At 36.1% G+C, this 13,941-nt stretch carries 10 protein-coding genes; 4 read left to right on the top strand and 6 right to left on the bottom strand.

The window, feature by feature from the left end; genetic code table 11:
• Positions 1-11 precede the first annotated feature (11 nt).
• From mqnE to PZ892_RS07740, 3 genes are all read right to left on the bottom strand, one after another.
• Positions 12-1,211: an aminofutalosine synthase MqnE gene (mqnE, locus tag PZ892_RS07750; protein ID WP_182498704.1), complete on the bottom strand. Its 1,200-nt coding sequence runs from the start codon at positions 1,209-1,211 to the stop codon at positions 12-14.
• A gap of 61 nt (positions 1,212-1,272) precedes the next feature.
• Entirely contained in the window at positions 1,273-3,096 is a 1,824-nt protein-coding gene (locus tag PZ892_RS07745; RefSeq protein ID WP_277712669.1) for an ABC transporter ATP-binding protein, read from the bottom strand.
• A 169-nt stretch (positions 3,097-3,265) separates the two neighbouring features.
• Positions 3,266-4,321 carry a LacI family DNA-binding transcriptional regulator gene (locus tag PZ892_RS07740; RefSeq protein ID WP_277712668.1) on the bottom strand — a complete coding sequence of 352 codons (1,056 nt, stop codon included), beginning with the start codon at positions 4,319-4,321 and terminating at the stop codon, positions 3,266-3,268.
• 584 nt (positions 4,322-4,905) lie between these two features.
• Here PZ892_RS07740 and PZ892_RS07735 point away from each other — a divergent pair.
• The 3 genes from PZ892_RS07735 to PZ892_RS07725 are packed head-to-tail and all read left to right on the top strand — an operon-like array spanning position 4,906 to position 7,452.
• On the top strand, positions 4,906-6,069 hold the full coding sequence (locus tag PZ892_RS07735) for an aminotransferase class I/II-fold pyridoxal phosphate-dependent enzyme (RefSeq protein ID WP_277712667.1): 1,164 nt from the start codon (positions 4,906-4,908) through the stop codon (positions 6,067-6,069).
• Between the two features lie 32 nt (positions 6,070-6,101).
• Positions 6,102-6,941 (top strand): prephenate dehydrogenase, encoded by an 840-nt coding sequence (locus tag PZ892_RS07730; protein WP_277712666.1) that lies wholly within the window; start codon positions 6,102-6,104, stop codon positions 6,939-6,941.
• Between the two features lie 7 nt (positions 6,942-6,948).
• Positions 6,949-7,452: a GNAT family N-acetyltransferase gene (locus PZ892_RS07725; RefSeq protein WP_094258063.1), complete on the top strand. Its 504-nt coding sequence runs from the start codon at positions 6,949-6,951 to the stop codon at positions 7,450-7,452.
• Between the two features lie 46 nt (positions 7,453-7,498).
• On the opposite strand, the gene PZ892_RS07720 is transcribed toward PZ892_RS07725, so the two are convergent.
• Positions 7,499-8,092 (bottom strand): hypothetical protein, encoded by a 594-nt coding sequence (locus PZ892_RS07720; protein ID WP_277712665.1) that lies wholly within the window; start codon positions 8,090-8,092, stop codon positions 7,499-7,501.
• A 271-nt stretch (positions 8,093-8,363) separates the two neighbouring features.
• On the opposite strand from PZ892_RS07720, the gene PZ892_RS07715 reads away from it, so the two are divergent.
• Positions 8,364-10,247 (top strand): alkaline phosphatase, encoded by a 1,884-nt coding sequence (locus PZ892_RS07715; RefSeq protein WP_277712664.1) that lies wholly within the window; start codon positions 8,364-8,366, stop codon positions 10,245-10,247.
• 51 nt (positions 10,248-10,298) lie between these two features.
• Here the strand turns inward: PZ892_RS07715 and PZ892_RS07710 are convergent, their stop codons facing one another.
• Both PZ892_RS07710 and PZ892_RS07705 read right to left on the bottom strand, forming a co-directional pair.
• Positions 10,299-10,823, bottom strand: coding sequence for a hypothetical protein (locus tag PZ892_RS07710; RefSeq protein WP_277712663.1), 525 nt, complete (start codon positions 10,821-10,823; stop codon positions 10,299-10,301).
• A gap of 10 nt (positions 10,824-10,833) precedes the next feature.
• A complete protein-coding gene (locus tag PZ892_RS07705; RefSeq protein WP_277712662.1) occupies positions 10,834-13,938 on the bottom strand; it encodes a CusA/CzcA family heavy metal efflux RND transporter in 3,105 nt (1,034 codons plus the stop codon).
• Positions 13,939-13,941: the final 3 nt, after the last annotated feature.

Below are 13,941 nucleotides of genomic sequence, written 5' to 3'. Positions count from 1 at the left end.
TTGACCCAGACTTAAGAATTTACCACTGGCAACGAATAATATTGTTTTTTCGGGCTAGTTTCCTCAAAAACAAAGTCTTTATAATCTGTTACCACATTATAAAGCGTATCACGCTCAATAGGATGTCTTCCTACATTTTTAATCAGTTCCACTAATTCTTTAGTACTCATTGCCGGAGTTTGCTCTTCAGCACCAGCCATACTATAGATTTTTGTGGTATCATCCAAAGTACCATCAATATCGTCCACCCCAAAGCTCAAAGACATCTGTGCTGTATTTCTAGAAATCATCGCCCAATATGCTTTAATATGTGGGAAATTGTCCATATAGATCCTTGCAATAGCATAGTTCCTCAAATCTTCGATTACAGAAACCTCAGGAACATGATCCATTTGGTTGTCTTTGTTTCTAAATTTCAAAGGAATAAATGTTTGGAATCCACCGGTTTTATCCTGGAGGTTTCTCAAACGATCCATATGGTCTACGCGATGCCAGAATTCTTCAATATGTCCGTATAGCATGGTTGCATTGGTGTGCATTCCTAATTTATGAGCTTGCTCATGGATATCCAACCATTGATCTGCTGTACATTTATCATGAGCAATCTTTTCACGGACTTCCGGATGGAAAATTTCAGCTCCTCCTCCAGGCATAGAATCAAGCCCGCAGGATTGAAGAAATTTCAATCCGTCATAGTGACTAAGTTTTGCTTTTTTAAAGATGTAATAATACTCTACTGGTGTTAATCCTTTGATATGGAGTTCCGGTCGATGTTCTTTACATCTTCTAAAAAATTCAGCGTAAAATTCTAGATTTTGTTTAGGGACAACACCCCCTGTGATATGAACTTCAGTGACTGGCTCGCCATCGTATTTTTTCACGATGTCCATCATGCCATCAACATCCATTTCCCAACCGTCGGTTCTATTCTTAATCAATCTTGAATAGGAACAAAACTTACAGTCATATACACAAAGATTAGTGGGTTCAATATGGAAATTACGGTTGAAGTAGGTGTAATCTCCGTGTTTTTTCTCTCTGATATAATTTGCTAATACTCCTAAATATCCTAATTCTGCGTTTTCAAAGAGGTAAACCCCTTCTTCAAATGTAATACGCTCGCTATTAAGTACCTTCTCTGCAATTAGCTTTAATTCTTCTGATAAATTTTTGTCGTTCAATAAAAACGATAATTTTTCTGTTGCTTCCATTTCGCAGTCCTTACTATACAAATGTATGAAAACATAGCCGAAAAAGCTAAAATTTGAAGCTCTAAGCTTCTACAAACTGTTGCATATCAATCAAACGTTTATATAGACCGTTTTGCGAAATTAATTCCAGGTGAGATCCAACTTCAACAATCTGTCCGGCTTCTAAAACAATGATCTTATCCGCATTTTGAATCGTACTCAGTCTATGTGCAATAACCACCGTAGTTCTGTTTTCCATTAATTTATATAATGAATCCTGGACCAAGCGTTCTGATTCCGTATCCAATGCCGAAGTAGCTTCATCCAACAACATAATTGGAGGATTCTTTAGTACCGCACGGGCAATACAGATCCGCTGACGCTGTCCACCTGATAATTTAGACCCCCTATCTCCAATATTTGTTTGATAGCCTTGCTCTGTACCCATGATGAAATTATGAGCATTGGCAATTTTCGCAGCTTGAATAACTTGTTCTTCTGTGGCCTCAGCATTTGCAAAAGCTATATTGTTGAAAATGCTATCATTAAATAAAATAGATTCCTGATTTACAACCCCAATGATTCTTCGCAGGGAATCTTGTTTTAAATCTTTGACATCAAGTCCATCAATGGTAATTGAACCAGAAGAAGCATCCATAAATCTCGGAATCAAATCCACCAAGGTAGATTTTCCACCTCCAGAAGGACCAACAAGTGCTACAGTCTCCCCTTTATTGATGGTAATATTGATATCCTTCAATACTTCAGTTTCCTCATACGCGAAATTCACATTATTGAATTCAATCTTACTATCGAAACGATCAATATCTAGGGCATTCGGTTTATCAGCAACTTGATTTTTCTCATCTATCAATTGTAATACTCTTTCCCCTGCCGCGATACCATTATGGATATTACTGAAAGCATCCGTTAATGCTTTTGCAGGACGCATTACTTGAGAGAAAATTGCAATGTAAGCGATAAATTCTGAAGCTGCCAAATCTCCTTGACCACTTAAAACCAAATGACCACCGTATAATAGGATTACAGCGACCATCCCTACTCCTAGAAGTTCAGAAACTGGAGATCCCATTTGTTGACGACGTACCATCCTTCTATTGATCTTTGCGTACTCATCATTTTCAGAATTAAATCTGCCTTTAATAAATTCAACTGCATTGAATGATTTAATGATCTTAATCCCTGACAGAGCTTCCTCCAATAAGGTGATCATATTCGCATAAACACGTTGCCCTTGTTGAGCTTGTTGCTTTAAAGTCTTCACAATCTTTGAGATAAAGAATGCAGAAACAGGAATAACCAATAATGAAAATAAGGTAAGTTTAGCCGAGATAAGAAATAACATAACAACATATGCTATCAATTGAAGAGGTTCTTTAAACGCCACCTGAAGAGTTCCGGTTACAGAAAATTGTACGACCTGCACATCGGAAGCTATTTTAGAGATGATATCTCCTTTTCTTTGATTTGAGAAATAACCTAAATGAAGGTTCATCACATTATCAAATACTGACTTTCTTAAATTTAATAGGGTATGAATCCGGAGGTTTTCCATGATTCTTTGGGAGAGATATCTGAATAGATTACTTATAAAAACCGATGCTACAATAACAATACAGATATATTTTAAAGCATCATAGGGACCTAATCGGTTATTAAGATCATAAGCGAAATAATTAAAATAACCCATTACATCAAAACTTTCAGGTTTGGCAACTGGTTCAATGACCGCATCCTGAGAGTTAAAAAGAGTGTGTAATAAAGGAGCTAAAAGAGCTAGATTCAAGGTGCTGAACACCACCATTATCAAAGTACATATGATATAAGGTATAGCATATTTCTCAATGGGTTTTGCGAACGAAAGTAGTCTAAAGTATGTCTTCATGCAGATTACTAAGATTACAAATGTAAGAAAAAATGTAACCTAAGCTGTTTTTCAGCGTCAATGGCATCAAAATGTTGCAATCAAATGTCAATAAACTATTCCTAATAACCTCTTTATTACACACTGTTTCAATTACTTATATATACTCAAAAGTACTCGGTGAATAAAATTAATTTTCATAGTACCGATAATTCTCTCTAGTCACTATATCGATTGGCATATATTGCAATTTCACCACTTTTCTTTTGGCAATAAAAAATTCATACAGCGCCAAAAATGCTTTATAACCTTGCTCCAAAGGCTTTTGACAGATTAGAAAATCTATAAAACCATCTTTCAAAAACTCAATATTTCGAGTATGGTATCCATTTCCCACCAATTTTATATCTACAATACCTCTTGTTTTCAGATAATTGGCAACAAGGTAAGCCCTGGAGTTGGTAACATAGATTAATTTGGGGTTCTTAGTTTTTAAATAATCATCCATAAAAACTGCGAATTCGCTAGGATCGGAAATCTCAATGTTGTAACTATCTATTGAGCAATGGTATTTCCCATCCAGAAAATATTGCTCAAATCCTCTTATCTTTTCCATCAAATGTTCAGTATTATCATTTTCTCGCACAACATTCACGACAAGGATTTCATCTTTGGGGTTGATTAAATACTGACATAAATGACCTACAACGCGTCCTGACTGCACCAGATCCTGACCAATATAACTTAAAGGATGAACTTTTGGAATTTGAGACTCAATGAATACAAATTGAATTCTTCGTTCAACACATTTTGCAGCAAACTCCCGAGTCTCATTAATAAAAATCGGAGCTACAATAACTCCGTCAATATGTTTATTCAATAACTCCTCTGTCTGTTCTATAAAACTCAATCGATCATCACGATCAAAAAAGTAATATCGCAAATCCACTCCAAAATCTCCAAATTCAGATAATGCTTCCTCTATTCCTGTCACTGGAGCATTCCAATATTCTGCTTCACTACATTCCTTTGGAATCAAAATCCCAAATTTGTAAACCCGTTTGGAAGCTAGTCGCTTCGCCAAGATATTCGGCTTATAATCCATTTCCTTTATTATGGACAATATCTTTTCTTTCGTTTTTTGTGCAACTCCCGTTCTATTATGAAGAACTCTATCAACTGTAGCTATAGATACATTTGCCCTGCGAGCAATCTCCTTGACACCAGATAATTCAGATACTTTCATACGCCTTGATAATTAAAGAAATTTTTTTACTTTTTATTGTTACTAATCAACGTTCAAACGAAAATACACTTTTAAATCATTAAATATTATTTTCTTTAGAATTAAATTTATATTAAAACACGTTTTTTTACAATAAAATAAATTTGAAGCCAAAGTTAATTTCTTAAAACGTATATTATTTTATCTTTTCAACGAATTATTTCGCGAATAAAATCAATTTTTACATATTATTCAGGAAAAATAATGACCAATATCAAAAATAACGGTTCATTTGATATAAACGCGACATTACCAAAATATCTTGTAATAAAATAAAATACACTAGAATTTAAAATGTTTAATTTACATATAATTTACCTAATAATTATTTACACAATAAAATTCGACCGAATAAAGCCAAATTTTACTGCTGAAAAATAGAAGGTTCGCAAGAAGAAGATCAGGAAAAATTAGAGTCCTAGGAGAATCATTAAAAAATTCCCTAAAATCAGTCATTAATTATTCAAAAAGTGGGTTTATTATTTATGATAATTGAAATAAAACCATTAAGATTTTATAATTTTATCGGCAAATTAAATTAAATAATGGAAATAGAAGTAGCGAAACGACTTCAACGAACGGAAGAATACTACTTTTCGAAGAAGTTAAGAGAGATCGATGAGATGAACAGGAACGGTGCGCAGGTGATCAACCTAGGCATTGGCAGTCCTGATCTCCCTCCGCATCCTGAGGTTATCCAAACCTTACAGGCGCAGGCAGCATTGGCAACTACTCATGGTTATCAAAGTTATAAAGGTGCAGCAGCACTTAGAATAGCCATGGCTGATTGGTATGCTCGATATTATCGCGTTACACTAAATCCTGACACCGAAATCCTACCATTAATTGGATCTAAGGAAGGTATTGTTCATATCTGTATGACTTATCTTCAAGAAGGCGATGAGGCTTTAATCCCTAATCCGGGATACCCTGCCTACTCAAGTGCAGTAACCATAACAGGTGCTACACCGATAAGCTATGAACTAAAACCTGAAAATAATTGGCTACCAAACTTTGATGAGCTTGAGGCCAGGGATCTGAGTAAGGTTAAATTAATGTGGATTAATTATCCGCATATGCCGACTGGAACGCTGGCAAATCGCGAATTCTTTGAAAAGATCATTGAATTTGGTAGAAAACATCAAATTCTAATTTGCCATGATAACCCATATAGCTTTATTCTGAACGATCATCCACAAAGTATTTTGGAAGTTCCGAATGCTCTGGATGTAGCCATAGAGTTAAACTCTTTAAGCAAATCTTCAAATATGGCAGGCTGGAGAATTGGGATGCTGATTGCTAATGAACATAGAATCGGTCAAATAATGCGGTTTAAAAGCAATATGGACTCTGGTATGTTCTTACCCTTGCAATTGGCTGCAGCAAAGGCTTTGAGTCTTGATAAAGAATGGTACACACAGTTAAATGAAGAATATAAACTTCGAAGAGAAAAGGTTTTTCAAATCATGGATCTTTTAAATTGTACTTACGATAAAAACCAAGTGGGTTTATTTGTTTGGGCAAAAATTCCTGAAAGCTTTGAGAATTCTTATAAACTATGTGATGATGTACTTTACAATGCAAAGGTATTTATTACTCCAGGCGGAATCTTCGGTTCTGTCGGTGAGAAATACATTCGCATTAGTTTGTGTGCCAAAACAGCGGTTTACGAGCAGGCTATTGACAGAATCAGTCAAGCATTAGCTTAAACCTATTTATTAATTATTGAATCATATTTGAAATGAATATAGCAATTGTCGGAATAGGACTGATTGGAGGTTCCATCGGTATCCGACTTAAGGAAACAAATTTCTTCGACAAGATTATTGGGGTCGAAAAAAGTGAAGTAAATCAGAAGAAAGCATTGCAATTAGGCTTGGTGGATGAAATCCAGACACTATATGAGGCAATGAAAACCTGTAAGGTTATCGTATTGACAATTCCGGTTGATGCAATTATGACCTTACTTCCTAAATTATTAGATATTGCAACCGATCAGGTCATCATTGATATGGGATCTACAAAATCTAATATTCTAAATTTAATAAAAGATCATCCAAATCGTGGAAGATATGTTGCTGCCCATCCGATGGCCGGAACAGAATATTCAGGTCCTGAAGCAGCAATTCCAAACCTTTTTAAAGATAAAATGATGGTGTACGTGGAAGCATTCCGCTCTGATGAAGATGCATTTGAACTTGCTGATGCCGTTACTGAACAATTAGAAATGCAAACCTCATTTATGACAGCAGAAGAACATGATATGCATACGGCTTATGTGTCTCATATTTCCCATCTGACCTCTTTTGCCCTTGCTCTAACCGTCTTAGAGAAGGAAAAATCACAAGGTAGGATCTTTGAACTTGCAGGATCTGGTTTCCAATCAACGGTCCGTTTGGCAAAATCTTCTCCTGATATGTGGACTCCTATTTTTAAACAAAATAGAACCAATGTTTTGGAGGTATTAGAAGAACATATTAAGCAATTGCAACATATCTACGAAAAAATCCAAAATGAAGACTATGAGGCAGTGCATAAATGGATAAAAAAGTCCAATAAAATTAAACGAATCATTAAATAAGTGTTATATGTTGGAGAGAAAAACTTTAAGCAATGATTTAGTGAAACTCATTCCCATGATCAAGAATGATTATGAATGGGTATTCGCTGCTGCCTCTGACCCCGCAATTTGGGAACAACATCCGGATAGTAACCGCTATACTCCTGTTGGATTTACCAGATATTTCCAAAAATTGATCGATACGGATATCCCCTATTTGATCATTGATAATAAAACAGACCTGGTCATTGGGGCAACCTCATTTTATCAATATGATAGAAATGAAAAGTCCATCGCAATTGGGTATACATTCTTAGCCAAGGAATACTGGGGCGGGGAATATAACCAATCGGTAAAGGATCTAATGATTGATTTTGCCTTTGAAAAATTAGATACTGTAATATTTCATGTGGCAGCAGAAAATACTAGATCTCAAAAAGCGTTGGAGAAAATTAATGCCAAGAAAATTCATGAAATTGAAGAGAAAAGCGGACTGAAATACGTTTATGCAATCTATAAACAAGACCGATAATAATCGATTTCAAAGATATAATTCGAACAGTAAAAAGGAGAAATGGTTAACCATTTCTCCTTTCTATTAATATCATCAGCATCAAGCTCAAAACAAATCGTTCATCATCCACTTCTTTGTCTGTCAACTTGTTGACGATAAATTTCCGACCAAAGAATGATGGCTCCTTAGTAATCTCAAATACCGCCTCGTCATTATTATCTCGTAGAAGGTAGGAAGGGTTAAAAACATAACCTGAAAGCATCCCTAATAAAGGCAACTCACCAAAAAGCCCATCCCAAAATTTCACCCAAGGATTCTTTTCCTTTATGGTATGGTCTTGTTGATCATTCGCATCCATTAAATTAAAAGTGGACCGCCAAAGAGATTTAATCGATTTTCGCCTTACTTTCCCTATAACCTTCCCATTCTGATCAGTGATAGTGAAAGTCTGTTGAAAATCAATTAATTTATTCGATTTCAATTCATATAATAACTCAGCCTTGCTCTCATCCCGATAGACCATAATATGATCACGAATGGTAAAAATCTTCTCGCGAACATAATAGATGCTATTCCCTAAAGCATCTTTTGCCGAAAAATCATTCGCCAAACTTGTTACGCGAAACCGAAAATGTAATGGGTATTGAAGGTCTTTCATAAAATAAAAATAGAGAATAGATTTGATAATTTTCTAACCCCTTTTTTACATTTTATTAATAAGCTTATTGAGCACTTTACCTAAACCTAATTTAATATTAATATTATCATAACATCCCCACTCTACTTTTGCTCTTAATCTTAAAACAATTGTAATATAAGTTTGAAACTATTCAGAATCTTAAAGTTCGCTTTCAACCTTATTTATTAAATTTATTACAAATTGAATTCTAACTAATTTTGTTTAGCTGGAAATTCATTAAAATCAACAAATGAAAAAATTAATCTATAGCCTAAGCTTGGGAATAGCGCTTTGTAGTAGTCCTTATTCCTTTGCTCAAGTAAAACCAATTGCATTTCTACCTAATGCTCATTCCCATAACGATTATACTCGTAATAATCCCTTCAATCAAGCCTATGGCTTAGGTTTTGGCTCTATTGAAGTAGATCTGTTCCTAAAGGACAATGAACTCTATGTTGCGCATGACCCTGAAGATATCACAAAAGAAAAAACCTTTACAAAACTCTATCTACAACCGATTTTAGATGCTTATAAAAACAGTACGGATGGCTATTTATTTCCAAATCAAGGTCAGTTGCAGCTTCTGATAGACCCTAAAACCGAAGGTGCACCTATCTTGGACCTGCTGACTAAAATCCTTAAACCCCATCGCGAATTATTTGACAGCAAAAACAATCCTAAAGCGGTCAAACTCATTATTAGCGGAAATAGACCAAAGCCTACTGATTTCCATAAATACGATGATATTTTTTATTTCGACGGAACATTAAATGAAAAATACAACAAACAGGAATTGGAAAGAATCGGTTTGATCAGTGCTAGTTTTGGCTCCCTATCCAAATGGAATGGTCTAGGTAGACTTACAGACAAGGATTTGTCAATCGTAAAAGGCAAAGTGGACTCTGTTCATAATATTGGTAAAAAAATACGCTTCTGGGCAGCCCCAGACACAAGGACAACTTGGCTTGAATGGCAGAAAATTGGAATTGACTTTATCAATACCGACAAACCTTTTGAGCTTAGTGAGTTTTTAATCAATGCACCGAAAACCACTTATCAAGAAAAGGAGGTCTATCAACCCTATAAAATCAAAGAAAAATTCCAGGCGGGATTGAAACCTAAGAACATTATCCTTCTGATTTCTGATGGTGCTGGACTATCCCAATTATGGGCAGCAGCATTAGCAAACAGAACGCAATTAAATGTTCTAAACATGCCCTTCACAGGTTATCTGATTACCCAACCTACTGATAATTACCACACGGATTCAGCTGCTGGAGGAAGCGCAATAGCTACGGGATATAAGACTAAAAATCGCCATATAGGCGTGGATAGCCTTGGAAATAAAGTTCAGAATATTCCTGATCGATTATCATCTATAGGAATGAAAACCGGTATTATCTCCAATGATGAACTAATTGGAGCTACTCCTTCTGCTTTCTTTACCCACGTACAAGAGAGAGATTTTTCAGATCAAATCGCACGCGATATCCTGGATTCAAAACTTAATTTATTAATGGCAGGAAATAGTAATTCATTTAAAAAGAACAATGGCGAACTATTGACTGACTTAAAGAAAAAAGGCTTTGAGGTACACGAAGGTTTAGATAACCTTAGCAAATCCAAGGCTAATCAAACCATTATTTTTGAAGAAGATAAAGTCGATCATAAATGGAATAAACTGGATAAGGATCAATCTGATTTAAAAACTTCATATAGATTTATCGAGCATGCTTTGCAACCTTCCATTGAGCACCTGAACAAAAACAACAATAAGGGATTTTTTCTTATGATTGAAGGTGCTAAGATTGATGGTGGAGGCCATAGTAACTCAACAGGCTTTAGCATCACTGAATACCTAAGTTTTGACAAATTAGTAGGTCAGGCATTGGAATATGCAGATAAAAACAAAGAAACTTTGGTTATTGTTACTTCTGATCATGAAACTGGTGGAATGATAATTCTGGATGCAGATTCTAAAAATGGAAAAGTCTCAGCAAACTTCGCTACAAATGACCATACTGGAATCCCAGTTCCTTTGATGGCCTTTGGTCCCGGAGCAGAAAACTTCCAAGGATTTAAAGACAACACTGAAATAGCAAAAATTATTTATCAGCTTAAGAACTTAAAGTAATATTCATAAAAAAAGGATGGCTAATAACCATCCTTTTTCATTTTAAATATTTTAATACTTCCATTTAAGTTTATCAAACACTTTTGACCATAACCAAATCGGACCTATAGTCAATAAACTCAAAAAAGAAGCATTCCCTTTTTTCACTTTCGAACTGCTGAAAAACAAACCTAACAAGCTGATAACAGTTATAATACTGCAAACCAAAATCACGCTTGGTCCACCATCTCGCTCTACGTATTCCAATTGAACAATGAAATAACTCATTATCCCAATGCAGAATAACACGGCATAGGATAAGGTTGGAGCTAACTTCAAATAACTGTAAACCACAATGGCAATGAAGAATGATCCCCAATTTAAAAAGGTATGAGCATTCATTTTAACTAGAAAATCAAATTGAGGAAATGGAATCATCCAAATCAAGCCCATAATGGCAAAGAAAGCCAAAAACAGAAAAATACTATAAACTATAAGATTACCTTCCCCGTAAGTTTGGTCCAACTCATTAAAATACCGCTCAACAGGTCTTGTATTTTCTACTTTTTTATTGCTTTCTGGCGCCTTTTTCTTCATGCCTGCAAAGTTAACTATTCTTAGCTAACATTTCACTCTTTCTATAGGCATAATAGAAGACCACAGGCAATACCGCAAAAGATAAAATCAAACAAATCAATAAACCGCCCACAATCATAATAGCGAGGGGCTTTTGAATCTCAGAGCCCATACCACTGGATAATGCTGCTGGCAATAAACCCATCGACCCCATCAAAGCAATCATTACAATCGATCTAATCCTGCTCTTAACGCCCATATCAATAGCTTCTCTCAAGGAATTCTTTTTGAGGTAATCCTTCATTACCGCAATCAGAATAATTCCATTAATGGTATTTACTCCAAAAAGAATGATCAATCCAATACCTGCAGAAATTCCAAAGATTGTCCCAGTAAACCATAAGGATAGAAAACCACCAATAAAGGCAAATGGAATCGTAATAGCAGCAATCGCAGTATCTTTCATATTACCAAAATTGCTATACAATAGAACTAATATCAATAACAAGGAAATTGGAATCACCGTCATCAACTGCTTCGTAGCCCTTTCCTTACTTTCAAACTCACCTGCCCATTCCATATAATTCTCTTTTGGAAGCTTGATTTCTTTCGCCACAACCTCCTTCGCCTCTTCAATCGTACTTCCTAAATCACGTCCTGAAATACTGAATCCTATTCCGATATAACGGCTATTCCCTTCACGGTAAATAAATGCTGGCCCAGTCACATAACCTATACTAGCAATCTCCTTCAAGGGAATATTCTCGCCCGTACTACTTGGGATAAGGATATTCCCAATTTTTTCTGGACTATCCCTGTATTCTTTATTGAAACGTAATACTACATCGAACTGCTTGTCTTTCTCATAAAATTTCGTCGCAGCCTGACCACCAATCGTCATGGCTATCACCGCTTGAACATCTTTTGTAAAAACACCGTATTTCGCCATTTTGGAATCATGCAACTGAATCCGCAATTCTGGTAAACCAATATTCTTATATACGTTAATATCCGTGATCCCTCGAACCTTAGCAATTGAAGCAGATACCTGATTCGCATAATCCTCTAATCGATACAAATCATCCCCAAATATTTTTATCACCAATGAACTCTTAACCCCAGCTACATACTCCTCAACGTTATCTTGGATAGGTTGGCTAAAACCAAAATTAATTCCCGGATATTGATTTAACTTAGTCCTCAATTCTTCAATAATATCCGCTTTGCTCAATCCTCTATCCCATTCACTTTCATCCGTCAACTGAACGTTGAATTCAATATTGAAGAATCCGGTTGGATCAGTTCCATCGTTCGGACGACCCGTTTGGGTTAATATAAAGTCGATTTCAGGACAGGTGGAAACCATCAATTCCTTCATCTCCTTGGTCAAACGGCTGGATTCATCCAGGTTAATGCTATTCGGTAAAGTCGCTCGGATATAAATCGCTCCTTCGTTCAACTGTGGTAAGAATTCCGAACCATAGTTCATAAACTTTATTGAACACAAAGCTAATAACCCAATAAATAAGCCTAAGGTCACTCGCTTATACTTCAAGGCATAGCTATATAACCCATATATGCTCTTATGAAAAAACTTCGTAATGAAATTTTCCTTCTCTTCCATGCCCTTTGTAAATAACAACTTACACATGGCTGGAACATAGGTAAGACTTAGAATCAAAGATCCTAATAAGGCATATCCTAATGTAAAAGCAAGTGGTGTAAACATCTTACCCTCAACTTTCTGAAAAGAAAAGATAGGCAACAACGCAACAATCAATATCATTAAAGCAAAGAAGATATAAGATGCTACACTTCCCGCACTCTTCTTGATAACACCCATTTTTGACATCTTCGCAAAGCGTTCTGGACCAACTTTATGAGATAACGTAGCCAATGCCACGAATACAGTTTCCACAATAACCAAGGTACCTTCCAATAGTAAACCAAAGTCCAAGGAGCCCATTGAAATTAAATTCGCTGGTAAGCCCTGAATCTTCAACATGATAATGGCAAATAAAAAGGAAAGCGGGATAACCGATGCCGCAATAAATGTGGACTTCCAATTATACAGGAAAATAAATACGATTAATGATACCAGCAGTACCCCCTCGACAATATTCTTTGAAACCGTTTTTACGGTACTGTCGACCAGTAAAGTCCGATCAACGGCTGTTTCAATCTTAATCTGATCACTTAAGGTCCTGCTGTTAAGTTCCTCAATCTTATCTTTCAACCGCTCAATAACCTCCGATGGGTTCTCCCCTCTCAACATCACCACAATCCCTTCTACAACATCGTCCTGCTCATTAAATCCAACTTTACCTAATCTCGGTTTGTTGGAAATTTCAACCTCCGCTACATTCTTGATCAAAACCGGCGTAGAACCGTTTAACTTGATGGTGATATTGCCGATATCTTCTATCTTATCCAACAAACCTACACCGCGAACTACATAGGCCTGATCCCCTTGCTGAATTACATCTCCACCAACATTTATATTGGACTTAGAAACAGCTTCGAATACATCTGAGGGTGTAAGGTTAAAATTCTTTAATTCTGTCGGATTGATCTTGATTTCATAAATCTTCTCCTCGCCCCCAAAGCTGATCACATTCGCAACCCCAGGAACGGAAAGCAATTCCCTCTCAATTACCCAATCCTGAATTGCCGAAACTTCCTTGATCGGCAAATCACTCTTTAATATATACCTAAAAATCTCACCTGTAGCCCCTGAAGGAGGTTCCACTGATATGGATGTACCTTCAGGCAAATCAACAGAAGCTAGTTTATTGGAAACATATTGTTGCGCATAGAAATCCTCTACATCGTCCTCAAACTGAACCGTCACTACCGACAAACCAAATAACGAAATCGAACGAATATTAGACTTCCTCGGAATGCTGTTCATCTCTTTAGAGATTGGCAAGGTCACTAGCTTTTCAACTTCCTCAGCACTTCTACCTGGCCACTGCGTAATAATTCTGGCTCTCGTATTCGTAACATCAGGAAATGCTTCAATGGCTGTATGCTTCAAGGCATAGATTCCCGCAAATAATAATACAAGAGTGGCAAATAATATGAAAGTGGTATTCCGTAAGGAAAACGTCACTAAATTCTGAACAAACTTCTTCATCCC

The sequence above is a fragment of the Sphingobacterium sp. WM genome (assembly GCF_029542465.1).
GTDB lineage: Bacteria > Bacteroidota > Bacteroidia > Sphingobacteriales > Sphingobacteriaceae > Sphingobacterium > Sphingobacterium cellulitidis.
The sequence above is the reverse complement of the archived record's forward strand: the minus strand, read 5'-3'. Positions and strand labels throughout refer to the sequence as shown.

Coding starts and splice junctions, on each gene's coding strand:
- mqnE (WP_182498704.1), bottom strand. CDS start 1,211: ATGGAAGCAACAGAAAAATTATCGTTTTTATTGAACGACAAAAATTTA.
- PZ892_RS07745 (WP_277712669.1), bottom strand. CDS start 3,096: ATGAAGACATACTTTAGACTACTTTCGTTCGCAAAACCCATTGAGAAA.
- PZ892_RS07740 (WP_277712668.1), bottom strand. CDS start 4,321: ATGAAAGTATCTGAATTATCTGGTGTCAAGGAGATTGCTCGCAGGGCA.
- PZ892_RS07735 (WP_277712667.1), top strand. CDS start 4,906: ATGGAAATAGAAGTAGCGAAACGACTTCAACGAACGGAAGAATACTAC.
- PZ892_RS07730 (WP_277712666.1), top strand. CDS start 6,102: ATGAATATAGCAATTGTCGGAATAGGACTGATTGGAGGTTCCATCGGT.
- PZ892_RS07725 (WP_094258063.1), top strand. CDS start 6,949: ATGTTGGAGAGAAAAACTTTAAGCAATGATTTAGTGAAACTCATTCCC.
- PZ892_RS07720 (WP_277712665.1), bottom strand. CDS start 8,092: ATGAAAGACCTTCAATACCCATTACATTTTCGGTTTCGCGTAACAAGT.
- PZ892_RS07715 (WP_277712664.1), top strand. CDS start 8,364: ATGAAAAAATTAATCTATAGCCTAAGCTTGGGAATAGCGCTTTGTAGT.
- PZ892_RS07710 (WP_277712663.1), bottom strand. CDS start 10,823: ATGAAGAAAAAGGCGCCAGAAAGCAATAAAAAAGTAGAAAATACAAGA.
- PZ892_RS07705 (WP_277712662.1), bottom strand. CDS start 13,938: ATGAAGAAGTTTGTTCAGAATTTAGTGACGTTTTCCTTACGGAATACC.